Origin of the sequence: Streptomyces stelliscabiei, assembly GCF_014873495.1 — a bacterium.
GTDB lineage: Bacteria > Actinomycetota > Actinomycetes > Streptomycetales > Streptomycetaceae > Streptomyces > Streptomyces bottropensis.
The window spans coordinates 1,321,229-1,344,207 of the sequence record NZ_JADBGF010000001.1 but is presented as its reverse complement, the minus strand read 5'-3'; the positions used below and the strand labels follow the sequence as shown (position 1 = coordinate 1,344,207).

The window sequence follows — 22,979 nt, the reverse complement described above, 5'->3', positions numbered from 1 at the left end:
GCCCCAAGAACGCACGAGTAGCCAGTCTTGGCGCTCGCCGAACGCGAGATTCTCGTCACGTCGGACACACGATCGACCACCGGACGTCCACCCGGTCTTTACCCGGCGCGTACCGTCACCCGTCGGACCACCAGATACATCTCGCACCCCAGGCAGTACCCGAAGGCCGCGTTGAGGAAGGCCGCCGCGAGCGCCGCGCCGGTCGCCGCCAGTCCCAGCCACGCGGGCCCCGCCGTGAGACCGACGAGGCCCACCGCGGCGAAGGCCAGCCCGACCGCCTGCGCGAACCGCGGTGGCTGCGGCGCCTCGAACTCCGTCGGCGCTCCGAGCCGCGGCCGCAGCAGGGTGCGGAAGACCCAGCCGTACGGCGAACGCCCCACCCCGCCGGCCGCGCCCAGCGCGAACGCGAACGTCTGCCAGGCCAGCAGCCAGGCGCTCCCGGTGATCAGCACGACCGCCAGCACCGCGGTCGTCACGGCCGCCCCGAAGCGCGGGCCCCTCACATCGATGTCCATGCGTCAAGCATTCCGCAGGCCAATCTCTTCCGGGGGCCGGGAATCTTTGCAGTCTCGTGAACGCTGAAGCACGCTGTGACCGGACTTGTGGTGTGCGGACTGGTGCTCGGGTTGGCGAGCGTCTACGGAGTGCTGCATCGGCGGCGGAGCGGGAGGGTCAGGGTGCGCGGGCGGGACGGTGACAAGCGGCTCGACGCGGCGGAGTTGGGGGAGGGGCTCGGTGAACGGGCCACGCTCGTGCAGTTCTCCAGCGCCTTCTGCGCCCCCTGCCGGGCGACCCGCAGGGTGCTCGCCGAGGTGGCCGGAATGGTCCCCGGCGTCGCCCATGTGGAGATCGACGCGGAGGAACACCTCGACCTCGTACGCCGACTGGACATCCTCAAGACGCCGACCGTGCTCGTCCTCGACGCGGAGGGCCGGATCGTGCGCAGGGCAACGGGCCAGCCGCGCCGGGCGGATGTGATCGCCGCGCTCGGTGAGGCCGTGTGAAGCCGCACACCGGTACGCACTTGACTGCGGGCCGCCCCCCTCGTCAGCCTGGCCGGATGCCCCGAGAACTCCTTCTCTTCGCGCGCGTGCACGTGGACCTGGTCCGCACGGCGAGTTCGCGCTGTCCGGGTCCGTGAGCAGTCGCGCACGAGCCCGTCGACCCGAACAGAAGGACACCTCCATGACGGCCACCCCCGGCCTCCGTTCGCCTCGCCTCGCCTCCCCCGACCTCCTGCGTTCGGTGTTCCGGCGGCACGCCGCGGGCGTCGCCGTGATCACCGCGAGGGACGGCGGGGGGCCGGTCGGCTTCACCGCCACCTCGCTCACCTCGGTCTCCGCCGAGCCCCCGCTGCTCTCGTTCGGCATCGGCACCGGAGCCTCCAGCTGGCCGGTCATCTCCGAGGCCGAGCACGTGGGCGTGCACATACTCGGGGAGCACCAGCGGGAGCTGGCCGCCACCTTCGCCCGCAGCGGCGCCGACCGGTTCGGGGCGCCCACCGGATGGCGTAGCGGCCCGGAAGAAGTTCCCGTCCTCGACGACGTGCTCGCCTGGCTGGTCTGCCGGGTGGTGGCGCGCGTCCCGGCGGGGGACCACCGGATCGTCCTCGCCGAGGTGGTCGTCGGCGATTCCTCGGGCGCCGGCCGGCCGCTGCTGTACCACCAGGGCCGCTTCGGCGGTCTGCGAGACTGAGTCCCGCGCGATTACGCAGGGTTGCCTAACTCACAGTTCAAAGCGCTTGCTTAGCGGGCACGACATGCGGGAGCGTAGGCGTCGTACTGGTGAGTAATATTCTGCTCGGAGCGCAGGTCGCCCCGATCGGGATCGGCCGCTTCAGGCGCCTATGCTGCCTGGAAGAAGGCAGCCCAGAAATGACGATGCAGTAGGAGAGCCGGCGTGAGCTTGAGGATCGTTGTCACTGTGAAGTACGTGCCCGACGCCACTGGCGACCGGCACTTCGCCGATGACCTGACCGTCGACCGTGACGACGTGGACGGCCTGCTCTCCGAGCTGGACGAGTACGCGGTCGAGCAGGCGCTGCAGATCGCCGACGAGGCCGACGACGCCGAGATCACCGTGCTGACCGTGGGCCCGGAGGACGCCAAGGACGCGCTGCGCAAGGCGCTGTCGATGGGCGCGGACAAGGCGATCCACGTCGAGGACGACGACCTGCACGGCACCGACGCCCTCGGTACCTCGCTGGTGCTGGCCAAGGCGATCGAGAAGGCCGGCTACGACCTGGTGATCTCCGGCATGGCCTCCACCGACGGCACGATGGGCGTCGTCCCGGCGCTGCTGGCCGAGCGCCTGGGTGTTCCGCAGGTCACGCTGCTCTCCGAGATCTCCGTCGAGGACGGCACGGTCAAGGGCCGCCGGGACGGCGACGCCGCCTCCGAGCAGCTTCAGGCCTCCCTGCCGGCCGTGGTGTCGGTCACCGACCAGTCGGGCGAGGCGCGTTACCCGTCCTTCAAGGGCATCATGGCGGCGAAGAAGAAGCCGGTGCAGTCCTGGGACCTGTCCGACCTCGACATCGAGGCCGAGGAGGTCGGCCTGGAGGGCGCCTGGACGGCCGTCGACTCCGCGGCCCAGCGCCCGGCGCGCACCGCCGGCACGATCGTCAAGGACGAGGGCGAGGGCGGCAAGCAGCTCGCCGAGTTCCTCGCGGGCCAGAAGTTCATCTAGCCCCTGCGGCCCGCCGCGGCTCCGGCCCGGCCGAGGCCCGCCCCCTCCCCGCCCCTCAAGCCTTCGCAATCCGCAGGAGAGCAATCCCATGGCTGAAGTTCTCGTCTACGTCGACCACGTGGACGGCGCCGTCCGCAAGCCCACCCTGGAGCTGCTGACCCTGGCCCGCCGCATCGGTGAGCCCGTCGCCGTCGCCCTCGGCTCCGGTGCCGCCGACACGGCCGCCGCCCTCGCCGAGCACGGCGCGGTCAAGGTCCTCACGCACGACGCCGCCGAGTACGCCGACTACCTCGTCGTCCCCAAGGTCGACGCGCTGCAGGCCGCGTACGAGGCCGTCTCCCCGGCCGCCGTTCTCGTCCCCTCCTCCGCCGAGGGCAAGGAGATCGCCGCCCGCCTGGCGCTGCGCATCGGTTCCGGCATCATCACCGACGCCGTCGACCTCGAAGCGTCCGACGAGGGCCCGGTGGCCACCCAGTCGGTGTTCGCGGCCTCCTTCACCACCAAGTCCCGGGTCGCCAAGGGCACCCCGGTCATCACCGTCAAGCCCAACTCCGCCGCCGTCGAGGCCGCCCCGGCCGCCGGCGCGGTCGAGGCCCTCGCGGTGACGTTCGGCGCGCTGGCCACCGGCACCAAGGTCACCGGCCGCACCCCGCGCGAGTCGACCGGGCGTCCGGAGCTGACCGAGGCCGCGATCGTCGTCTCCGGCGGCCGCGGCGTCAACGGCAGCGAGAACTTCGCGCTCATCGAGTCCCTCGCCGACTCCCTCGGCGCGGCCGTGGGCGCCTCCCGCGCCGCCGTGGACGCCGGCTGGTACCCGCACACCAACCAGGTCGGCCAGACCGGCAAGTCCGTCTCGCCGCAGCTGTACATCGCCAACGGCATCTCCGGCGCCATCCAGCACCGCGCCGGCATGCAGACGTCCAAGACCATCGTGGCCGTCAACAAGGACGCCGAGGCCCCGATCTTCGACCTCGTCGACTACGGCGTGGTCGGCGACCTCTTCGACGTCGTCCCGCAGCTCACCGAGGAGATCAACGCCCGCAAGGGCTGACCTCCGAAGTCGTCCGAGGCCCCCGTGAGCGCGTCTGCGGTCACGGGGGCCTCGGCTCATCCCAGGGTCAGCGAGGCCTGCACCGGCAGATGGTCGCTCGGGTACAGCCCGTCGACGGAGAAGGTGTTCATCGCGGCCCAGTGCGTGGTCACCCCGGGCGAGGTCAGGATCCAGTCGATGCGGCGTCCGTCGGGCTTGAGCGCCCGGTAGCCGTGGTAGGTCCCGTACGCCGGACTGCGCGAGTCGGCCGCGTCCCAGGCGTCCACGAGTCCGTTGGCGAGCATCAGGTCGTACACCCGGTTGTCGTGGGCGGCCGCGTTGAAGTCGCCGGTGACGACGACCGGCGCCGAGCGGTCCCATCCGGCGAGCGTCTCGCCGACCAGCTTCGCGGAACGCTCCCGGGCGTACTGGCTGACGCTGTCCAGATGGGTGTTGAGGACGTAGAACTCCCGCCCCCCGTCGGCGAGATCGGCGAACCTGACCCAGGTCACCATGCGCAGCCAGTCCGCCCCCCAGGTGTTGGAGGCGATCGTGTAGGGGGTGTCGGACAGCCAGAAGTGGTCGAACTCGATCGGTTCGAGTCTGCGGGTGTCGTAGAAGATCGCCATGAACTCGTCCTTGCTGCCACCCCCTCGGCCCGTCCCGATCCAGTCGTAGTGCCCGCCGAGATCCTTCTCGATCATGCGCAGCTGCTGGTACAGCCCCTCCTGGGTGCCGATGACATGGGGTCGCTCGCGGCGCAGCAGCTCCCTCATCACCGGGCGGCGCACCGCCCAGCGCGGTGTGGAGTCGACGACGGTCGCGAAGCGCACGTTGAACGTCATGACGTTCAGGGCGCCCGCGTACTCGCCGGCGGACGCCGGCTGTGACGAGCCCGCCGTGGTCAGCAGCGGCACGGCGATGGCGGCGGCGGCCGCGGACCTGAGTCCTTGGCGGCGCGTCACTCCGACCTCTTTCGGCAACGCGATCTCCTCCCCTTGGGGTCAGGATGAACCTTGCCCGATGAATACGTACGACGCGGCCGGGTCGGCAGTGACCAGGGGGACGACATGGGGAATCACACGTCGAGACGGTGTTGACCGGGGTGAAGATCGACGACTAGCTTCGGGATACGGATTTCTGATTCCGTAGTGCGGAAAGTGGAGGTTTTGGGATGGGGCAGGGCCGGCAGGAGAACGTGGCCAGGAGTCTCTCGGGCGCCGTCAGCGAGGAGATCAGCGCCTCCCTCGCCCCCGTCGACGCGGAGCTGGAGCGCCGCTACCCGGGCGACCCGGGCACCCGCCAGCCCGTGCACACCGTCTACGTGCCCGCTGACGCCTTCGCCGCCGACACCGTCCGCGCCTGGGGCGACCGGGCCCTCGCCGCCCTCGACGAGCACGCCCCCGACGCCTCCTCCTTCGCCGCCGTCCTCGGCCTCGCCGACGACCTCGCGCAGCCGGTGTACGACCGCGTCCGCGCCAAGCTGGAGCGCGAGCCGATCGAGGACCTGCGCGTCGACTTCGAGGACGGCTACGGCCCGCGCCCGGACGCCGAGGAGGACGAGGCCGCCGCCCGCGCCGCCCGGCTGATCGCCGAGGCCTACGCCACGGGCACGGCCGCCCCGTACATGGGCATCCGCATGAAGTGCATGGAGGCGCCGGTGCGTGAGCGGGGCATCCGCACCCTCGACATCTTCCTCAGCGGACTGCTGGCGGCCGGGCCCCTGCCCGACGGACTGGTCCTTACCCTGCCCAAGGTGACCTACGCCGAGCAGGTCACCGCCATGGTCCGGCTCCTCGAAGCCTTCGAGAAGGCGCGCGGCCTGGAGCCCGGCCGGATCGGCTTCGAGATCCAGATCGAGACCAGCCAGTCCATCCTGGCCGCCGACGGCACCGCCACCGTCGCCCGCATGATCGGCGCCGCCGAGGGCCGCGCCACCGGCCTGCACTACGGCACCTTCGACTACAGCGCCTGCCTCGGCGTCTCCGCCGCCCACCAGGCCAGTGACCACCCCGCCGCCGACCACGCCAAGGCGATCATGCAGGTCGCGGCGGCCGGCACCGGCGTACGCGTCTGCGACGGCTCCACCAACGTCCTGCCGGTCGGCCCCACCGAGCAGGTCCACGACGCCTGGCGCCTGCACTACGGCCTCACCCGCCGCGCCCTGGCCCGTGCCTACTACCAGGGCTGGGACATGCACCCCGGCCACATCCCCACCCGCTACGCGGCCGTCTTCGCCTTCTACCGCGAGGGCTACGAGCAGGCCGCCGCCCGCCTCTCCCGCTACGCCCACCGGGCCGGCGGAGACGTGATGGACGAGCCCGCGACCGCCAAGGCCCTCAGCGGCTATCTGCTGCGGGGCCTGGACTGCGGCGCCCTCGACATCGGTGAGGTGGCCGGGGCGACCGGTCTGACCCGCGCCGACCTGGAGGGCTTCGCGGCGCCGCGACGGGCCGATCCCACCCGCTCGTCCGGCCGGTAGGGGCGGGTCACGGCGGACAAGTAGCGGTCCTGTGACAGCCGTTGGCGCCGGTCCGAAGCGCCCCCGTCCACCGCATAGGCTGTACGCCATTCGTCGGTGTGTCACAGGAGCGAGGCGCGGGTGTCTTCGGGGGCGAACGAACAGACGGACGGCATCGGGCGGATTCTCGCCGGGCGGTACCGGATCGTGGGGCAACTCGGGCGCGGCGGCATGGGCGTGGTCTGGCGGGCCGTGGACGAGGTGCTCCACCGCGAGGTCGCCCTCAAGGAACTGCGCACCTACACGGACGCCGCCGCGCCCGAACTGGCCGACCTCGGGCTGCGGATGCAGCGCGAGGCCCGGGCCGCCGCCCGCGTCCGGCATCCCGGAGTCGTCGCCGTCCACGACGTGGCCGAGGTCGACGGACGTCCGCTGATCGTCATGGAACTGGTCGACGGGCCGTCCCTGGACGACGTCCTGCGCGACCGGGGCCTGCTCGACGCGCGCGAGGCGGCCGCCATCGGCGCCAAGGTCATGGACGCCCTCGCCGCCGCCCACCGGGTCGGCGTCCTGCACCGCGACGTCAAGCCCGGCAACATCCTCCTGGACCGCTCGGGCCGCGTCGTCCTCACCGACTTCGGCATCGCCACCATGGAGGACCCGGGCGACGGCTCCGCCACCCACCTCACCCGCAGCGGCGAACTCGTCGGCTCCCTCGACTACTTGGCCCCCGAACGCGCCCAGGGCAACGACCCCGGCCCCGCCTCCGACGTCTGGGCGCTCGGCGCCACCCTGTACGCGGCCGTCGAGGGCGCGTCCCCGTTCCGGCGTACGTCCACCTGGTCGACGCTCACCGCGATCGTGAGCGACGAGCTGCCCGAACCCCGGCGGGCGGGCCCCCTCGGGCCCGTGCTGCGGCAGCTGATGGACAAGCGCCCGGAGCGGCGCCCGGACGCCGACGAGGCCCGTGCCCTGCTGGAGGCCGTGGCCGCCGGGAGCGCGCCCGACTCCCCGGCGACGGGGGCGGGCGGCCCGGCACCCGGGCCGAGGGCGGAGACGGAACGGAGCATGCCGTCGGTGCCTCCGGGCTTCGGACCGCCGACGGCCGGCGCGGGCGCCGGGGGCGGGGTCGGGACCGGTGCGACGGGCCCGACCCCCGGCTTCGGCCCGCCGCAGCCCGCCGCCCCGGGGCCCGGCACGGGCGCCTCCGCGGCTGTCGGCGTGCCCGGTGCGGGCGCCCCGCAGCCGCCGGCACCCGCCTCGGGACCCGTCACCACCGTGTCCTCGACCGGTGGCCATGGCCCCCGCAAGGGGCGCGCCCTGCTCGCCGCCGTGGCCGTCACCGTCGTCCTCGCCGCCTCCGGCGTCACCGTCGCGCTGCTCGACGGGGACGACGACGCGACGAAGGGCGCCCGGACCTCCGCCGACGCACCGGCCGACGGCACCCCCTCCCCGGGCCGCAGCCGGGGCACGGTCGACCTCTCCGACGACACCGGCGCCAAGGGCAGCGGCAAGGGCGAGGACGACGAGGCGACCGCGAGCCCGAGCGAGAAGGCCGAGGACACGGACGACAAGGAGACCGAAGCGTCCGCCTCCCCGTCGAAGAACGGCGGCGGCACCACCGGCGGCTCAGGGGGTGCGGAGACCTCGGGCGGCTCCACCGGCGGGGGAACGACCGGCGGGACGTCCGGAGGGGCGACCAAGGAGGCGCCGGTCTGCCACTCGATCGGGGGCGGCAAGTACAACTGCACCGTCTGGACGACCGCCAAGTCCTACACCGCCTCCGGCACCGAGGTCGGCGTCCTCAAGCAGGGCACCAACTACTTCTTCTGCCAGCAGGACCTGGGCCGCCGCGAGACCTCCGGCGAATGGACCAACGTGTGGTGGGCCAAGACCGACGACGACAGCGGCAACACGGATGTCTACGTCAGCGTGGTCTACGTCCAGGGCGGCGACAACGACGCCCCGGTGCCCGGCCTCCCGGTCTGCTGAGCCCGGGGCCGGGCAGGGCACTCCTACGCCCCCGGGTGCGGCCGTACGTACTGTTCCAGGCCCGACACCGTCGTCCACCCGTGCTCGGCGAACAGCTCCCTGCCCCGGACGCACCGGCCCCGGTCGCCGCGCGCCCGGGCACAGAACTCGTCCGGGGTGGTGCCGAACAGTGCGCGCAACTCGACCGAGGCGGCCAGGAGTTCGCCGATGAGCGGACGCTGCCGGCCCGGGTGGGGACGCGGGCCGGGGCCGCCGTCGCGCAGCACGCCCCACCGGTTGACGTAGATCCAGGCGTGGTCGAGGACCTCGCCCGACTCCAGCTCGACGCGGAAGTCGGCGGTGGGCAGGAGGGCCCGGCGGAAGTTGCCGGTCGGTGAGTCGGCGCCCTCGCTCGCGTCGACCACGGCGAGCTGCGCCTCGTCGAGCCAGGTGAGGAACAGTTCGGCGGTCGAGCCGGGGGAGTGGAACGGCGACGCGGAGACATAGCCGAGGAGGCTGACATGGGCGGAGACGCCGATCCCGATGTCCGTGACCCTGGCCCTGACCATCGGGATCCGGCACCGCACACCATGCTCCGCCATCTTGTGGACCAGCTGCGCGGGGCAGGCGTTGGAGCCGACCGAGAGGACGGGCACCCGGTCCTCGAAGACGAGCGTGTCCAGCGGCAGCATCCGGTTGCCGTCCAGCAGTCCCGACGTGGCGGGCCACGCGCCCGGGTAGCTCAGCGGGTCCTCGCGGGGCGCCACGGCGAGGCCGAGCGCTTCGAGGTCACGGGCGTCGGAGGTGGTCAACGCTCAGTCCGCGGGCGGGAGTTCGCCCGAACCGCGGGCGATCAGCCTGGTCGGCAGCTCGATGCGTTCCGGAGCGACAAGGGAGCCGTCCAGCTGCCGGAAGAGGCGCTCGGCGGCGGTGCGGCCCAGCCGGGCGGGATCCTGGGCGACGACCGTGATGCCCGGCCGGAGCAGATCGGCCAGCTCGAAGTCGTCGAAGCCGACGAGGGCGACCGGACGCGCGTGCTCGGCGAGAACCCGTACGACCGTCACCGTCACCCGGTTGTTGCCCGCGAAGACCGCCGTGACGGGCGACGGGCCGGACAGCATCTCCTCGGCCGCCCTGCGTACCCGCTCCGGATCGGTGACGCCCAGCGACGTCCACCCGTGCTCCGTCTGTATGCCCGCGTCCTCCATGGCCGCCCGGTAGCCGCGCAGCCGCTCGGCGGCGGTGTGGATCCGGGGCATGTCGCCGATGAAGCCGATCCGGCGGTGGCCGTGGGCGATCAGGTGGGCGACGCCGTCACGGGCGCCGCCGAAGCTGTCCGACAGCACGACGTCGGCGTCGATCCGCCCGGCCGGACGGTCCACGAACACCGTGGCGACGCCCGCCCTGATCTCGGGCTCCAGATACCGGTGGTCGTCACCGGCCGGAATGATCACGAGCCCGTCGACGCGACGGGCGCACAGCGCCAGCGCCAACTCCTGCTCACGGTCCGGGTCCTCGGCGCTCGACCCGTTGATCAGCAGCGAGCCGTGGGCGCGGGAGACCTCCTCCACCGCCCGGCTGAGGGGACCGTAGAACGGGTCGGCGAGGTCCTCCAGGACCAGGCCGATGCTGGCCGTACGGCCCTTGCGCAGCACCCGGGCGCTGTCGTTGCGCCGGAAGCCGAGTGCCTCGATCGCCTCCTGGACGCGGCGCTCGGTGTCCGGGGTGACGCCCGGCTCGCCGTTCACCACCCGGGAGACCGTCTTGAGACCCACTCCGGCCCGTGCCGCGACGTCCTTCATCGTGGGACGGTTGCCGTAGCGGTTCTCGGGGCGGCGGGCGATGCCGTTGGCGGTCTCGGGCACGTGCGCGGTCCTGTCCTGTCGTCCACGGGTGTGGTCGGTGGTGCCGTGTCGGAATTGTGCGGCTGTTGAGGATGTGGCGTCGAGCATAGGGCCTGGACAACGTTGTCATGCCCAGGGGAGACTGTCTATCGCATTCTCTGGCCGGCGCCCCCCACCAGGCGAGCGTCGTGCTGCCGGATTTCCGGCCGGAGATCCGGGCGTCGCTCTGTCGGGCACCCGGTAGGAGACTCGCAGCGGGAGAACTGACACTGATGCAGACCGACCTCGTGGCCGCGCTCGACATCGGCGGCACCAAGATCGCCGGGGCGCTGGTGGACGGCCGCGGCAGGATAGTGGTCCGCGCCCAGCGCCCGACGCCCGCGCGGGAGGACGCGGACACCGTCATGCGGGCCGTCGAGGCCGTGCTCGGTGAGCTGACGGCCGCGCCGCAGTGGAGCGGGGTGGCGGCCGTCGGCATCGGCAGCGCGGGGCCGGTGGACGCCTCGGCCGGCACGGTCAGCCCCGTGAACATCCACGGCTGGCGAGGCTTCCCCCTCGTCGACCGGGTCCGGGCGGCGACCGGCGGACTGCCCGTCGAGCTGATCGGTGACGGTGTGGCCATCACGGCGGCCGAGCACTGGCAGGGCGCGGCGCGCGGCCACGACAACGCGCTGTGCATGGTCGTGTCGACGGGCGTCGGCGGCGGCCTCGTCCTCGGCGGGAAACTGCACGCGGGCCCCACCGGCAACGCCGGCCACATCGGGCACATCAGCGTCGACCTCGACGGCGACGCCTGCCCGTGCGGCGCCCGCGGCTGCGTCGAGCGCATCGCGAGCGGGCCCAACATCGCCCGCCGCGCCGTGGAACACGGCTGGCGGCCCGGTCCCGACGGCGACACCTCGGCCGCGGCGGTCGCCGCCGCCGCGCAGGCCGGCGACCCGGTCGCGGTGGCCTCGTTCGAACGCGCCGCGCAGGCCCTCGCGGCGGGGATCGCCGCCACCGCCACCCTGGTGGAGATCGACATCGCCGTCATCGGCGGCGGCGTCGCGAACGCCGGCGACGTCCTTTTCGCCCCCCTCCGCACCGCCCTGAAGGACTACGCCACCCTGTCCTTCGTCCAGCACCTGACCGTCGCCCCCGCCGTGATGGGCACCGACGCGGGCCTCGTCGGGGCCGCCGCGGCGGCGCTGGCCGGCCGGACGGGCACCCGGGTGGCCGGGGTGGCCTGACCCCCACCGCCGTCCGCGGGCGGGGCCGGATCGCGGCAAATCGGCCGTGACCCCGCGGGGCGTTCCGCAGTTGAGCAGGGCATGAAGAAGCGCAGCATGCTCGCCATCGCCTCCCTCGCCACCGGTTTCGTCGTCGCGGCCATCACGCCGTCGCACGGTCTCGAAGCCGCCGACGCCCTCGGGAAGACGGACGGTCTGAGCAAACTGGACGTCGAGGGCACTCTCGGCAAGGTCGGCAAGACGGTCTCCAGCAAGAGCCTGGCGGTCGACGAGGACGCCCTGGGCGGCCTGGCGGACCAGAAGGGCAAGGGCGGCAAGGAAGGCTGACGGCCTTGTAGAGCACGAGGGAGGACAGCCGTTCTCCCCGCCTCTCCTTTCGCGTCGCAGGCGGCGGGCCCCCGTTCGGCGGGGACCCGCCGTCGTCGTATTTCGGCTCCTCGTCGGCGGCTGGTTTCCGTGGCGGGGTGGAGGGCAAGCCTCAGGGGGTCAACAGAAGAGGGGGAACCGTGATCGTCTGGATCAACGGTGCGTTCGGTGCGGGGAAGACCACCACCGCACGGGAACTGATCGAACTGATCCCGAACAGCACGCTCTTCGACCCCGAGGTCATCGGCGGCGCACTGACGCACATGCTGCCGGCCAAACGCCTCGCCGAGGTCGGCGACTTCCAGGATCTGCCCAGCTGGCGACGGCTCGTGGTCGACACCGCCGCCGCCCTCCTCGCCGAGCTGGGCGGCACCCTCGTGGTCCCCATGACCCTGCTCCGCCAGGAGTACCGCGACGAGATCTTCGGCGGCCTCGCCGCCCGCCGCATCGCCGTACGGCATCTGCTCCTGGCCCCGGCCGAAACGATACTGCGCGAGCGAATAGCCGGGCGGGAGATACCGCCCGACCTCCCCGACGGCGAGATGCGGCTGCGCCAATGGGCGTACGACCACATCGCGCCCTACCGCGCGGCACTGGGCGGCTGGCTCACCGCGGACGCCCATCTCGTCGACACCGGCGCCCTCACCCCGTACGAGACCGCGCGGCGCATCGCCGACGCCGTGGCCGCCGACGACGTACCCGCGTGCGACATCGTGCAGACCCCCGAGCCGACCGCCGAGACGGTCGCCGCGGGGGTCCTGCTGTTCGACGAGCACGACCGGGTCCTGCTGGTCGACCCCACCTACAAGGCCGGCTGGGAGTTCCCCGGCGGTGTCGTGGAGTCCGGGGAGGCGCCGGCGCGGGCGGGTGTGCGTGAGGTCCTGGAGGAGACCGGGATACGGCTGGAGGAGGTGCCCCGGCTGCTGGTGGTGGACTGGGAGACGCCCCGGCCGCCCGGATACGGCGGACTGCGTCTGCTGTTCGACGGGGGCCGCCTCGACGTCAGCGGTGCGCAGCGGCCGGTGCTGCCCGGCCCCGAGCTGCGCGGCTGGCGGTTCGTGACCGAGGAGGAGGCCGCGGATCTGCTGCCGCCCGTCCGCTACGAGCGGTTGCGCTGGGCGCTGCGGGCGCGCGAGCGGGGCGCCGCGCTGTACCTGGAGGCCGGTGTGCCGGTGTGAGGATGCTCCGCGGTCCGGGTCGTCGCGCGGAGGACTCCGCGCCCCCGAAGGGCGCGGAGCCGCACCGGCGCCGGATCCCGGCCGCTCAGTTCGCCGCGTAGTTGCGCAGGAACAGCGCCTCCGTCACGGCCATGCGCTCCAGCTCCTCGGGGGACACGCTCTCGTCGACCGCGTGGATCCGGGCCTCGGGCTCGCTGAGGCCGATGAGGAGGATCTCGGCGTCGGGGTAGAGGCCGGCGAGGGTGTTGCACAGGGGGATGGAGCCGCCGTGGCCCGCGTACTGCATCTCCTGGCCCGGATAGGCCTCGGCCATGGCCGAGGCCATCGCCTCGTACGCCGGGCTGGTGGTGTCGGCGCGGAACGGCTGGCCGTGGCCGATCGGTTCGCAGGTCACACGGGCGCCCCACGGGGTGTGCGCCACCAGGTGTGCTTCGAGCAGCTTGAGCGCCTGCCCGACGTCCACGCCCGGCGGGACGCGCAGACCGATCAGGGCGCGGGCGCTCGCCTGGATCGACGGGGTCGCGCCGACCACCGGCGGTACGTCGATGCCGAGCACGGTGGCGGACGGGCGCGCCCAGATGCGGTCGGCGACCGAGCCGGTGCCGACCAGCCGCACGCCGTCGAGCACCCGCGCGTCCTCGCGGAACCGCTCCTCGGGGTACCGCAGTCCGTCCCACGTCCCCTGGCCCGCGAGGCCGTCGACGGTCGTGGTGCCGTCCTCGGCGCGCAGCGAGTCGAGGACGCGGATCAGGGCGGCGAGCGCGTCGGGGGCCGCGCCGCCGAACTGGCCCGAGTGCAGGTTGCCTTCGAGGGCGTCGATCCGCACCCGCATCGCGATCATGCCGCGCAGGGAGGTGGTCACCGTCGGCAGTCCGACGCGGAAGTTGCCCGCGTCGCCGATGACGACCGTGTCGGCGACGAGCAGTTCGGGGTGGGCCTCGGCGTACTGCTGGAGTCCGCCCGTGCCCATCTCCTCGGAGCCCTCGGCGATCACCTTGACGTGGACCGGCACCCCACCGTTGGCCTTCAGGGCCCGCAGTGCGAGCAGGTGCATGATCACACCGCCCTTGCAGTCGGCGGCGCCCCGCCCGTACCAGCGGCCGTCGCGCTCGGTCAGCTCGAACGGCGGGGACTGCCAGGCGGCCTCGTCCAGCGGCGGCTGGACGTCGTAGTGGGCGTAGAGCAGCACGGTCTTCGCACCCTCGGGCCCCGGCAGGTGGCCGTACACGGACTGGGTGCCGTCGGGGGTGTCGAGCAGGGCGACGTCCTGGAAGCCCTCGGCGCGCAGCGCGTCGGCGACCCAGTTCGCGGCGCCCTCGCTCTCGCCGCGCGGGTACTGGTCGAAGTCCGCCACCGACTTGAAGGCCACCAGTTCGGTGAGCTCCTCCTTCGCCCGGGGTATCAGCGAGGCGACGGTCTCGGCGACCGGGTTCGACGGCATGGGCACGCTCCTCGTGGGTGCGACGTTGTCCTGGTGGGCATGTGGCTGCGTACGCGCTTGCCCGGAGTGTCGGTGTAGGGCGCACGCGCTGCCGATCCTCCCACAGCGGCCCACGGCGTCACCCGCCGTAGGATGCGTGGGACAGGTGCGGCAGGCGGCTGGATCGGGAGCAGTAGACCATCGTGAGCAGCGAGAACTCTTCGGCGGACGACGTGCAGCGGGTGTGGGACGTCGTCGTGGTGGGCGCGGGCCCCGCGGGGGCTTCGGCCGCCTACGCGGCGGCGGTCGCGGGGCGCAGCGTCCTGTTGCTGGAGAAGGCGGAGCTGCCGCGGTACAAGACGTGCGGCGGCGGCATCATCGGCCCCTCGCGCGACGCGCTGCCGCCCGGTTTCGAGCTTCCCCTGAAGGACCGGGTGCACGCGGTCACCTTCTCCCTCGACGGACGGTACGCCCGGACGCGCAAGTCCAAGCAGATGCTGTTCGGCCTGATCAACCGGCCCGAGTTCGACCAGCAACTGGTCGAGCACGCCCAGAAGGCGGGCGCCGAACTGCGTACGGGTGTCACGGTCACCCGGGTCGAGCAGCACGGCTCGACCGTCCCGGACCGGCGGACGGTCGCCGTCGTGCTGCAGGGCGGCGAGACGCTGTTCGCGCGGGCCGTCGTCGGGGCGGACGGCAGCGCGAGCCGCATAGGGGCGCATGTCGGGGTCAAGCTCGAACAGGTCGACCTCGGCCTGGAGGCGGAGATCCCCGTTCCGGAGACCGTCGCCGAGGACTGGAAGGGGCGCGTCCTCATCGACTGGGGCCCCATGCCCGGCAGTTACGGGTGGGTGTTCCCCAAGGGCGACACCCTGACCGTCGGCGTGATCTCCGCGCGCGGTGAAGGCGCCGCCACCAAGCGGTACCTGGAGGACTTCATCGGGCGCCTCGGCCTCGCCGGCTTCGAACCGAGCGTGTCCTCCGGGCACCTGACGCGCTGCCGTGCGGACGACTCACCGCTCTCGCGGGGCCGGGTGCTGGTCTGCGGGGACGCGGCCGGGCTGCTGGAGCCGTGGACGCGGGAGGGCATCTCCTTCGCGCTGCGCTCGGGCCGGCTCGCGGGCGAGTGGGCGGTGCGGATCGCCGAGGCGCACGACGCGGTCGACACCCGTCGTCAGGCCCTCAACTACGCGTTCGCCGTGAAGGCGGGGCTCGGCGTCGAGATGAGCGTCGGCAAGCGGTTGCTGGTCGCCTTCGAGCGGCGGCCGGGTCTCTTCCACGCCGCGCTGACCGGGTTCCGGCCCGCCTGGCGGGCGTTCGTCGACATCACTCGCGGGTCGACCTCCCTGGGTGAGATCGTCCGCAACCGCCCGATCGCCCAGCGCGCGCTGACGGCGTTCGACAAGTAGGGCCGTGGGCCGGTGCGGCGGCCCACGTCGGGCCGCCGGCACCCCGCCCGGTCACCGCTGGACGGTGATCCGGAAGACGGGGTGCTTCGGCGCGGCGGCCAGCAGTTCCTCGTCGGTGGAGTCGGCGCTGACGCCGTCGAAGAACCGGCCCACCTCCCAGCCCCACTTCTTCAGGTAGGTGCGCAGGACGACGGGCTTCTCCTCGTCGGGCAGCTCGACCGCCGTGAACTCCTGCGTCCGGCGGCCCACCTGGAGCCGTCCGCCGCCGGCCGCCCGCATGTTGCGCACCCATTCGGAGTGGCCGCGCGCCGAGACCAGGTAGGGGCCGCCCTCGTACGGCAACGGGTTGACCGGGAGCCGGCGCCACTCGCCGCTCTTGCGGCCGCGCACGGAGAGTTCGGCGGTGCCGAGGAGGCTGACGCCGCGGCGGGCGAGCCAGCCGACGAAGCCGTTGAGCGCGCGGTCGAAGGGGTTGGTCCGGATGTAGTGGGTCGACGACGGCATGGGGTCCTCCCGTTTTATGGAGAGCACTGCTCTCGCTTGAGAGCAGTGTGCACGAGATCGGTGCTCCAAAGCAAGAGCGGTGCTCTCGTTTGCGTTGCATGCTCTCGGTCGTGTGCGGCGATCCGTTGCGAGAGCAGTGCTCCAAAACGTGTGCAGTGCTCTGCCCTGTGGCACACTGCCTCACATGAGCACAGCACGAGGAGCCCGCGCCCGCGCCCGGATCGAGGTCACCGCCGCCATCAAGGACGAGGCGCGCAGACAGCTCGCCGCCGAGGGCGCCGCCAAACTGTCCCTGCGCGCGGTGGCACGCGAACTCGGCATGGTCTCCTCCGCGCTGTACCGCTACTTCCCGAGCCGCGACGAGCTGCTCACCGCGCTGATCATCGACGCGTTCGACTCCGTGGGCGAGGCCGCCGAGGCCGCGCACGCGCGGGCCGCCGCCGAGAGCCCGGCGGGGCAGTGGGTCGCGGTGTGCGAGGGAGTGCGGGAGTGGGCGCTGGCACGGCCGCACGAGTACGCGTTGATCTTCGGTTCGCCCGTGCCCGGCTACAAGGCGCCCGACGCGACCCTGCCGGCCGCCTCCCGGGTCGGGCAGTTGCTGATCCGTATCGTGCGGGACGCCTTTCGGGCCAAGGGCGTGGCCCAGTGGAAGCTGCCCGCCGAGCTGCGGCCCGAGGCGCGGCGGATCGCCGAGGAGTTCGCGCCCGACCTGCCGCCGGAGGTGATCACGGTGCTGGTCGGGGCGTGGGCGCAGCTGTTCGGGCTGATCAGCTTCGAGGTCTTCGGGCAGTTCAACCGGGTGGTCGAGGACCGGGAGGTGTTCTTCCGGCACGCGGCGGTCCAACTCGCCCACCACGTAGGCCTGGTGTTCCCGCAGTCCGAGGCGCCGGCACGCTGACGCCCCGGCCCCGGCCCCGGCCCCGGCCCCGGCCCCGGGACCGGGGGGCGTACTTCGCCGGGAGTACGGGTGATCACCTCGCTCGGGTGACGTCGTGCCCGGTGGGCGGCGTCTAGCGTGGCCGGCATGGCGGAGCAGAGTGCGCAGGCGGGCGGTCCCCCGACGCGGGGCGGGCCGCCGTGGCGACGGTGGCAGGGGGGCGGGCCCCCGTGGTGGAACCGGCCGGAGGGCGACGCCGCGCGCCGGCGCCTGCCCTGGCGTTCCACGGCGGCGGTCGCCGTCCTCGTCATGGCCGGCTCGACCGCGGCCGCCGAGCTCCAGCGGGACGGGCGCGCCCCGCTCGACGTGTTCGCGCGGGCCCTGCTGCTCGGGGGCGCGCTCCTGCTGCTGGGCCGGTGGCGGTGGCCGGTGTTCGTCGCCTTCGGGACGGCGGTGAGCGCGATGGTGTACCTGGGCGCCGGATATCCGTACGGGCCGGTGTTCCTCACCGTCGCCGTCGGCTGCTTCAGCGCGATCGTCGCCGGGCACCGCACGGCCGCCTGGACGGCGATGGGGGCGCTGTGGGTGGGGCATGTGCTGGTGGCGCACTGGCTGTTCCGGTGGCTGCCGCCGGGCGGGGACGACGCCGCGAGCTGGGGGCAGGAGATCGTCGTCGTGGCCTGGGTCGTGGCGATCGTGGCGCTCTCGGAGCTGGCCCGGACCCGGCGCGAGCAGTGGGCCCGGGAGCGGGAGGACCGTGCGCGGGCCGCGCGGAGGCGGGCCGACGAGGAACGGCTGCGGATCGCCCGCGAACTGCACGACGTCCTCGCGCACAGCATCTCGGTGATCAATGTCCAGGCCGGCGTGGGTCTGGCGCTCCTGGACTCCGACCCGGAACAGGCGCGCGCCGCCCTCACCACCATCAAGGCCGCGGGCAAGGAGGCCCTCGGCGAGGTCCGCCAGGTCCTCGACACCCTCCGCACGCCCGGCGACGCCCCGCGCGCCCCGGCCCCGGGCCTCGACCGTCTCCCCGAACTCGTCGAGCAGGCGGCGGGCGCGGGCCTGGCCGTCGAGATGGAGGGCCGGGCGCCGGAGCTGTCGCCGGGCACCGATCTCGCCGCGTTCCGCATCGTCCAGGAGGCCCTCACCAACGTCGTACGGCACTCGGGATCGCGGCGGGCGCGCCTGCGCATCGAGCACGGCGGCGGAGAACTGCGGCTGCGGATCGACGACGACGGGCCCGCGACCGGCACCGATGCGGGTGGCGGCGGCAACGGACTCGTGGGGATGCGGGAGCGGGCCGCCGGGCTCGGTGGCACGATCGAGGCGGGGCCACGCCCCGACGGAGGGTTCCGGGTGCTCGCCGTACTGCCGCTGCGGGCGTCCCGCGAGGTCGAGGAGGACCGGTGATCCGCGTACTGCTGGCCGACGACCAGGCCCTGGTGCGGGCCGGGTTCAGGGCCCTGCTCGACGCACAGCCTGACATCGAGGTGGCCGGTGAGGCCGTCGACGGTGCCCAGGCGCTGAGCGGGGTGCGTCAACTCCTGCCCGACGTGGTCCTGATGGACATCCGAATGCCCGTGCTCGACGGGCTCGCCGCGACCCGGCGCATCACCGGCGACCCGGAACTCGCCCGTGTCAGGGTCGTCATGCTGACCACCTTCGAGCTCGACGAGTACGTGTTCGAGGCGATCCGTTCCGGCGCGTCGGGTTTCCTCGTCAAGGACACCGAGCCCGACGAACTCCTGCGCGCGGTACGGGCGGTGGTGGAGGGGGACGCGCTGCTGTCGCCGGGGGTGACCCGGCGGCTGATCGCCGAGTTCGCGGCCCGTTCCAAGCAGCCGGCGGCCGCCGCCTCCCTCGCCGGACTCACCGAGCGGGAGCGGGAGGTGATGGCCCTGGTCGGCATGGGCCTGACCAACGACGAGATCGCCCGGCGTCTGGTCGTCAGCCCGCTGACCGCCAAGACGCATGTGAGCCGGACGATGGTGAAGCTGGGCGCCCGCGACCGCGCCCAACTCGTGGTCCTGGCCTACGAGTCGGGGTTGGTGCGGCCGGGCTGGCTGGGCTGAGCGGAAAGTCGTGCGTCGAGGGGGCCGGCGGCCTGCCGGCGCCGTCGCGTGGCGTGCCGGAAGCGGGTCAGCACGATCGTGACGACCGCGACGAACACCACCACGCTCACCGTCAGCGCGAGGGGGCCGAGCAGGCTCCACCGGTCGCCCAGGGAGCCGAAGACATGCGGCAGGAACTCCGTCACGCCGAAGAAGGCCGCGCCCGCCAGCACCGCCCCCGCGCAGAACGCGAAGACCATCTCCGTGGTCATCGCGTCCCGTTCGGCCTGCGTCCGTCTCCCCATGAGCCGAGTGTGGGGGCGGCGGGCCCGGCCGACAAGGCGGCGGACGCACCCGCCGGGCCGGGGTCAGCCGATACCCGAGGTCTCCCGCCACAACCGCGCGAGCGCGGGGTCTCCGGTGACGGCGGGGAGGCCGAGCCGGTTCCACAGGGACAGGTACAGATGGGGCGCCGGGCCCGCGATCTCGCAGTCGGCGTCACCCGCCCCCGTCGCTTCCACGCGCCGCGCCACGGGCGGCTCCGAGGACAGCCGTACGGTCCAGACGGCGTCGGTGTCGGTGGCCCGCACCCGCAGGACGCGCGGCGCCGAGGTACGCGCCCGGCTTCTGCCGCCGGCGTGGAAGCCGAGCAGCAGTTCGTCGATGCCGTCCACGGCGAAGTCCACGGAGGGCAGGCCGAGTTCGCCGCCGAGCGCGGACTCGGCGTCGGCGCGGTGCACGGCGGTCTCGTGGGCCTGGCGGCGCGCCCAGAAGGCCCACGGGGAGGGTGCGGGCAGAAAGCTCCAGCAGTCGGCGTCGGCGGGCGTGGTGCGCAGTGTCTCGACGAGGCGGCGGTGCCCCTCCTCGAACCAGGTCAGCAGAGGGGCGCCGTCCAGCTCCGGGCCGTCGGTGAGGGGCCGGGGCGACGGGTGCCGGTCGACGAGGAACGCCGTGGCCCAGCGGTGCACGGCCCCCGTGTGGCGGACCAGGTCCCGCACCCGCCACTCGGGACAGGTCGGCACCTCGGCGTCCGTACCGGCCTTCCGGGCGGCCGAGGCGAGCCGGCGGCCCTCCTCGTCCAGGGCTCTGATGTGTTCGGCGGTCTCCATGGGGCGAGTCTGCCGGACGACCACGCGTGCGAGGCGCCCGCCCCGGCCGGGGCGGGCGCCTCGGTTCAGCTACGGGTCGGCCGGGACGTCAGGTCGTCCGGGGCGCATCCGGAATGTCAGGGTGTCGCCCGGATCCGGTCGTCGCGGCGCGCTCCCGCCCCCGGTTCCTCCCGCGCCAGCCACTCGGCGACGCTGTGGGCGATGGGCTGGCCGGTGTCCATCTCCACGAACCCGAACTGCCCGGACTGGTTGCACTCCAGGAACCACCAGATCCCGTCCGCGTCCTCCGCGAAGTCGAAGGCCCCGTAGGCGAGTTCGGCGTCACGCAGGTAGGCGCCTACGGCCGTGGCGGTGCGCGCCGGGACCTCGACCGGCTGCCAGGGCGCGGCGGAGGGGGCGAAGCGGACGTCCACCTCGTCGGGGTGCGCGTCCGGGGCGACCGCCTTGCGGGCGGCCAGCATGCGGTCGCCGACGACGGTGAGCCGGATGTCGGCGGTCTTGGCGATCCGGCGCTGCAGCAGCGTCGGGCCGAACGCGACGGCGGTGAAGTCCGTGCCGGGCGCGACCCGGCTGGTGGGGACCGTACTGGCGGGCGCCTGCGGGTGGGTGCCGGAGACGGGCTTCACCACCAGGTCCGGGAAGCGTTCGGCGAAGTCGCGGGCGGCCTGCGGGAACGTGGTGATCAGCGTGGCCGGCACGGGGAGCCCGCAGCGCTGGGCGTGCCGGAGCTGCCACGGCTTGTGGCGGGCCCTGCGGGCCGCGTCCGGGTCGTTCATCCAGCGGGCGCCCGTGCCGCGCAGCATGCCGTACAGGGCCTGCGAGGACTCCTCGGTGAGCCAGGGGGAGGGCTCGGCGACCCCGGCGGCCGGAACGCCCGGCCGGCGCAGCCAGATGGACCGCAGCCCGGTCATGCTCACCAGACGCCCGCCGGCGGACAGCTGCCCGCGGAACGAGCCGTGCACGTACTCGCCGGAGAGCGCCACCGCGCCGGGCAGGTCGGCGGGGTCGAGCCGGACCACCGGTACGCCGGTCCTGTTGAGGCGAGCCACGACCAGATCCGCCGTCACATCCTGTTCGCAGGTGAGGATCAATACCGTCATTGTCGCGAATCCGCGTTCAGTCGTCGAAATGGGTCTTCGATCCCGCCGTGGAGGTGGTCGCCCCCAATTCCCGCATCAAGCCCTGGTCATGTGCGGCTATCCGCCCGTCGGCGAGCACGTTCAACTGCAGCCCGGAGTCGTAGGTGTACGGAGCGCTGAACTCCAACTGCTCAGCAGCGCGAGCGTAGTTGAGCACGAACAGTCGCATCGTTTCTCCTTGTTCGGGACCATCCGGAAAAGCGGATGGTGACGCTCCGGCCGCTCTCTGTTCGGCCGGGTCGCAGTGCCTCCAGGGAGTTATACGAATCGAACGACTGAATGGTTGCCTCATGTTCTCGGAGGGCTGACTTCATGCACCGCGCGGTGTCACGAGGCAACGGTGAGTGGTCATTTCGCGGCCGAGTGGCGGGTGTTGAACGCGATGGCGGAGGCGAACGCGGCGAGTACCGCGACGCTCGTGAGCGCGGCGGGCAGGGAGGACCATTCGGCCATGAAACCGATCGCGGGCGGGCCGAGGAGCATGCCGAGATACCCCAGGGTGGAGGCCGTGGCGACCCCACCGGGACCGGCCAGGGCGCCGGCGCGTTCGATGGCGACGGGGAAGATGTTGGCGAGACCCAGTCCGGTGACGGCGAAGCCGAGCAGGGTGGCCCACACGGAGGGTGCGAGGGAGCCGAGCAGCATGCCGGCCGTCGCGGTCGCGCCACCGGCCACGAGCACCGTGGTCCGGCCCAGGCGTTCCAGGAGGGTCGTCCCGGTGAGCCGGCCGATCGTCATGGCCACCGCGAAGCACGAGTAACCGATCGCCGCGACTCCCGGTGAGGCGTCCAGGTCCGCCTCCAGGTGCAGGGCGCCCCAGTCGGCCAGCGCCCCCTCGCCATAGGCCGTGCAGCCGGCGATCAGGCCGAGGACGACGACCGGGCCGCGCGTACGGCGGTCGGGGCGGCCCGCGCCGGATGCGTCGCGGGGCTCGGCCTCGCGGGCTTCCTGCCCGGGGGTGCGAGCCGGCGGCGCCGGGGGCGTGTGGCGCAGCAGGGTGGGCGCGGCGACGGCGGTGACCAGCAGACCGGCCGCGGTGATGCCGAGCAGATGACCGGTGGGCGACAGGGATCCCGCGACCAGGCTGCCGAGCCCCGCCCCGAACATGCCGCCGAGGCTGAACGCGGCGTGGAAACTGGGCATGACGGGCCGCCCCAGCGCGGCCACCAAGTCCACGGCGGCGCTGTTGAAGGCGACGTTGATCCCGCCGAAGGCCGCGCCGAAGACCAGCAGTACCGCGCCCAGGGCGAGCGCCGAGTGGGTGAGCGGGGGCAGGGCCACGCTGAGGGACAGCAGGACGGCACAGGCGACCGTCACCGGGTGGCTGCCGAAGCGGCGGCAGAGCCGGCCGGTGAGCATCATCGTGATCACCGCTCCGGCGGACACGCCGAGCAGCGCCAGCCCCAGCGCGCCGGGCGACGCGCCGGTCTGCTCCTTGATCGCGGGGATTCTGACCACCCAGCCGGCGAAGACGAAGCCGTCGAGGGCGAAGAAGGCGGTGATGGCGATGCGGAGGGTGCGGAGGTCGCGGAGGCGCGCGAGGTCGCCGGCGTGGCCCGGCACGGCACTGTGCGTTCGGGTTTTGTTTATTCGCGGCACAAAATGAGGCTAAGTGGGGCCGGGGGCTGGGGCAAGGTGTCCCGGGTCGCGGCGCCTTGTCCGGAGGCGGGGGAGGTCTCGGTCTCCCGACCGGGGCGCGGTGAGAG

General features: G+C 73.2%; 24 protein-coding genes. 13 read left to right on the top strand and 11 right to left on the bottom strand.

The annotated features are described in order from the left end of the window. Positions 1-98: 98 nt before the first annotated feature. Positions 99-515: a DUF4395 domain-containing protein gene (locus tag H4687_RS05825; protein ID WP_046917100.1), complete on the bottom strand. Its 417-nt coding sequence runs from the start codon at positions 513-515 to the stop codon at positions 99-101. 75 nt (positions 516-590) lie between these two features. On the opposite strand from H4687_RS05825, the gene H4687_RS05820 reads away from it, so the two are divergent. The 4 genes from H4687_RS05820 to H4687_RS05805 all read left to right on the top strand — a co-directional run bounded on the left by H4687_RS05820 (position 591) and on the right by H4687_RS05805 (position 3,736). Next, the gene (locus H4687_RS05820; RefSeq protein WP_078907068.1) at positions 591-1,004 is read left to right on the top strand and encodes a TlpA family protein disulfide reductase; all 414 of its coding nucleotides are present in this window, start codon (positions 591-593) and stop codon (positions 1,002-1,004) included. A 181-nt stretch (positions 1,005-1,185) separates the two neighbouring features. Continuing rightward, complete coding sequence (locus H4687_RS05815) at positions 1,186-1,695, top strand: flavin reductase family protein (protein WP_046917102.1); 510 nt, start codon at positions 1,186-1,188, stop codon at positions 1,693-1,695. A 204-nt stretch (positions 1,696-1,899) separates the two neighbouring features. Beyond that, positions 1,900-2,685: an electron transfer flavoprotein subunit beta/FixA family protein gene (locus H4687_RS05810; RefSeq protein WP_028796744.1), complete on the top strand. Its 786-nt coding sequence runs from the start codon at positions 1,900-1,902 to the stop codon at positions 2,683-2,685. Positions 2,686-2,773: 88 nt separating this feature from the next. Then, on the top strand, positions 2,774-3,736 hold the full coding sequence (locus H4687_RS05805) for an electron transfer flavoprotein subunit alpha/FixB family protein (protein WP_046917103.1): 963 nt from the start codon (positions 2,774-2,776) through the stop codon (positions 3,734-3,736). A gap of 56 nt (positions 3,737-3,792) precedes the next feature. Here the strand turns inward: H4687_RS05805 and H4687_RS05800 are convergent, their stop codons facing one another. Continuing rightward, entirely contained in the window at positions 3,793-4,698 is a 906-nt protein-coding gene (locus H4687_RS05800) for an endonuclease/exonuclease/phosphatase family protein (protein WP_046917104.1), read from the bottom strand. Between the two features lie 191 nt (positions 4,699-4,889). Between H4687_RS05800 and H4687_RS05795 the strand changes: the two genes are divergently transcribed. Then, positions 4,890-6,197 (top strand): DUF6986 family protein, encoded by a 1,308-nt coding sequence (locus H4687_RS05795; RefSeq protein ID WP_046917105.1) that lies wholly within the window; start codon positions 4,890-4,892, stop codon positions 6,195-6,197. 120 nt (positions 6,198-6,317) lie between these two features. Then, positions 6,318-8,168, top strand: coding sequence for a serine/threonine-protein kinase (locus H4687_RS05790; RefSeq protein ID WP_046917106.1), 1,851 nt, complete (start codon positions 6,318-6,320; stop codon positions 8,166-8,168). A 23-nt stretch (positions 8,169-8,191) separates the two neighbouring features. Here H4687_RS05790 and H4687_RS05785 read toward each other — a convergent pair whose 3' ends face one another. Next, a complete protein-coding gene (locus H4687_RS05785; protein WP_046917107.1) occupies positions 8,192-8,959 on the bottom strand; it encodes a hypothetical protein in 768 nt (255 codons plus the stop codon). A 3-nt stretch (positions 8,960-8,962) separates the two neighbouring features. After that, a complete protein-coding gene (locus H4687_RS05780; protein WP_046917108.1) occupies positions 8,963-10,012 on the bottom strand; it encodes a LacI family DNA-binding transcriptional regulator in 1,050 nt (349 codons plus the stop codon). Positions 10,013-10,263: 251 nt separating this feature from the next. On the opposite strand from H4687_RS05780, the gene H4687_RS05775 reads away from it, so the two are divergent. The 3 genes from H4687_RS05775 to H4687_RS47995 all read left to right on the top strand — a co-directional run bounded on the left by H4687_RS05775 (position 10,264) and on the right by H4687_RS47995 (position 12,764). Further along, positions 10,264-11,220, top strand: coding sequence for an ROK family protein (locus H4687_RS05775; RefSeq protein ID WP_046917109.1), 957 nt, complete (start codon positions 10,264-10,266; stop codon positions 11,218-11,220). A gap of 81 nt (positions 11,221-11,301) precedes the next feature. Next, entirely contained in the window at positions 11,302-11,547 is a 246-nt protein-coding gene (locus H4687_RS05770; protein WP_046917110.1) for a hypothetical protein, read from the top strand. A 179-nt stretch (positions 11,548-11,726) separates the two neighbouring features. Beyond that, positions 11,727-12,764 (top strand): NUDIX hydrolase, encoded by a 1,038-nt coding sequence (locus H4687_RS47995; protein ID WP_046917111.1) that lies wholly within the window; start codon positions 11,727-11,729, stop codon positions 12,762-12,764. An 85-nt stretch (positions 12,765-12,849) separates the two neighbouring features. On the opposite strand, the gene H4687_RS05760 is transcribed toward H4687_RS47995, so the two are convergent. Further along, positions 12,850-14,205: a dipeptidase gene (locus tag H4687_RS05760; protein ID WP_046917112.1), complete on the bottom strand. Its 1,356-nt coding sequence runs from the start codon at positions 14,203-14,205 to the stop codon at positions 12,850-12,852. Positions 14,206-14,387: 182 nt separating this feature from the next. Between H4687_RS05760 and H4687_RS05755 the strand changes: the two genes are divergently transcribed. Then, positions 14,388-15,593: a geranylgeranyl reductase family protein gene (locus H4687_RS05755; RefSeq protein WP_005474796.1), complete on the top strand. Its 1,206-nt coding sequence runs from the start codon at positions 14,388-14,390 to the stop codon at positions 15,591-15,593. Positions 15,594-15,644: 51 nt separating this feature from the next. Here the strand turns inward: H4687_RS05755 and H4687_RS05750 are convergent, their stop codons facing one another. Further along, a complete protein-coding gene (locus H4687_RS05750; protein ID WP_046917113.1) occupies positions 15,645-16,097 on the bottom strand; it encodes a nitroreductase family deazaflavin-dependent oxidoreductase in 453 nt (150 codons plus the stop codon). Positions 16,098-16,281: 184 nt separating this feature from the next. Between H4687_RS05750 and H4687_RS05745 the strand changes: the two genes are divergently transcribed. The 3 genes from H4687_RS05745 (at position 16,282) to H4687_RS05735 (ending at position 19,046) form a co-directional block, all read left to right on the top strand. Further along, positions 16,282-16,995 carry a TetR/AcrR family transcriptional regulator gene (locus H4687_RS05745; protein ID WP_046917114.1) on the top strand — a complete coding sequence of 238 codons (714 nt, stop codon included), beginning with the start codon at positions 16,282-16,284 and terminating at the stop codon, positions 16,993-16,995. 126 nt (positions 16,996-17,121) lie between these two features. Then, on the top strand, positions 17,122-18,384 hold the full coding sequence (locus H4687_RS05740; RefSeq protein ID WP_046917115.1) for a sensor histidine kinase: 1,263 nt from the start codon (positions 17,122-17,124) through the stop codon (positions 18,382-18,384). Next, positions 18,381-19,046, top strand: coding sequence for a response regulator transcription factor (locus H4687_RS05735; protein WP_046917116.1), 666 nt, complete (start codon positions 18,381-18,383; stop codon positions 19,044-19,046). The genes H4687_RS05740 and H4687_RS05735 overlap by 4 nt, the downstream gene beginning before the upstream one ends. On the opposite strand, the gene H4687_RS05730 is transcribed toward H4687_RS05735, so the two are convergent. From H4687_RS05730 to H4687_RS05710, 5 genes are all read right to left on the bottom strand, one after another. After that, positions 19,007-19,330 carry a DUF6332 family protein gene (locus H4687_RS05730; RefSeq protein ID WP_046917117.1) on the bottom strand — a complete coding sequence of 108 codons (324 nt, stop codon included), beginning with the start codon at positions 19,328-19,330 and terminating at the stop codon, positions 19,007-19,009. The two genes, H4687_RS05735 and H4687_RS05730, sit on opposite strands and share 40 nt — an antisense overlap. Positions 19,331-19,393: 63 nt before the next feature. Next, positions 19,394-20,134, bottom strand: a complete 741-nt coding sequence (locus H4687_RS05725) for a maleylpyruvate isomerase family mycothiol-dependent enzyme (RefSeq protein WP_046917118.1) — start codon at positions 20,132-20,134, stop codon at positions 19,394-19,396. Between the two features lie 116 nt (positions 20,135-20,250). Continuing rightward, a complete protein-coding gene (tgmB, locus tag H4687_RS05720; protein ID WP_046917119.1) occupies positions 20,251-21,234 on the bottom strand; it encodes an ATP-grasp ribosomal peptide maturase in 984 nt (327 codons plus the stop codon). Positions 21,235-21,250: 16 nt separating this feature from the next. Beyond that, on the bottom strand, positions 21,251-21,442 hold the full coding sequence (gene tgmA / locus H4687_RS05715) for a putative ATP-grasp-modified RiPP (protein ID WP_013005676.1): 192 nt from the start codon (positions 21,440-21,442) through the stop codon (positions 21,251-21,253). A 179-nt stretch (positions 21,443-21,621) separates the two neighbouring features. Further along, a complete protein-coding gene (locus tag H4687_RS05710) occupies positions 21,622-22,836 on the bottom strand; it encodes an MFS transporter (RefSeq protein ID WP_046917120.1) in 1,215 nt (404 codons plus the stop codon). Between the last annotated feature and the right edge of the window lie 143 nt (positions 22,837-22,979).

Excerpts from the sequence above, each read along its gene's own strand:
- H4687_RS05760 (WP_046917112.1), bottom strand. The coding sequence starts at position 14,205 with ATGCCGTCGAACCCGGTCGCCGAGACCGTCGCCTCGCTGATACCCCGG.
- H4687_RS05740 (WP_046917115.1), top strand. The coding sequence starts at position 17,122 with ATGGCGGAGCAGAGTGCGCAGGCGGGCGGTCCCCCGACGCGGGGCGGG.
- H4687_RS05745 (WP_046917114.1), top strand. The coding sequence starts at position 16,282 with ATGAGCACAGCACGAGGAGCCCGCGCCCGCGCCCGGATCGAGGTCACC.
- H4687_RS05770 (WP_046917110.1), top strand. The coding sequence starts at position 11,302 with ATGAAGAAGCGCAGCATGCTCGCCATCGCCTCCCTCGCCACCGGTTTC.
- H4687_RS05805 (WP_046917103.1), top strand. The coding sequence starts at position 2,774 with ATGGCTGAAGTTCTCGTCTACGTCGACCACGTGGACGGCGCCGTCCGC.
- H4687_RS05725 (WP_046917118.1), bottom strand. The coding sequence starts at position 20,134 with ATGGAGACCGCCGAACACATCAGAGCCCTGGACGAGGAGGGCCGCCGG.
- H4687_RS05750 (WP_046917113.1), bottom strand. The coding sequence starts at position 16,097 with ATGCCGTCGTCGACCCACTACATCCGGACCAACCCCTTCGACCGCGCG.
- tgmB (WP_046917119.1), bottom strand. The coding sequence starts at position 21,234 with ATGACGGTATTGATCCTCACCTGCGAACAGGATGTGACGGCGGATCTG.
- H4687_RS05825 (WP_046917100.1), bottom strand. The coding sequence starts at position 515 with ATGGACATCGATGTGAGGGGCCCGCGCTTCGGGGCGGCCGTGACGACC.
- H4687_RS05775 (WP_046917109.1), top strand. The coding sequence starts at position 10,264 with ATGCAGACCGACCTCGTGGCCGCGCTCGACATCGGCGGCACCAAGATC.
- H4687_RS05730 (WP_046917117.1), bottom strand. The coding sequence starts at position 19,330 with ATGGGGAGACGGACGCAGGCCGAACGGGACGCGATGACCACGGAGATG.
- H4687_RS05815 (WP_046917102.1), top strand. The coding sequence starts at position 1,186 with ATGACGGCCACCCCCGGCCTCCGTTCGCCTCGCCTCGCCTCCCCCGAC.
- tgmA (WP_013005676.1), bottom strand. The coding sequence starts at position 21,442 with ATGCGACTGTTCGTGCTCAACTACGCTCGCGCTGCTGAGCAGTTGGAG.
- H4687_RS05795 (WP_046917105.1), top strand. The coding sequence starts at position 4,890 with ATGGGGCAGGGCCGGCAGGAGAACGTGGCCAGGAGTCTCTCGGGCGCC.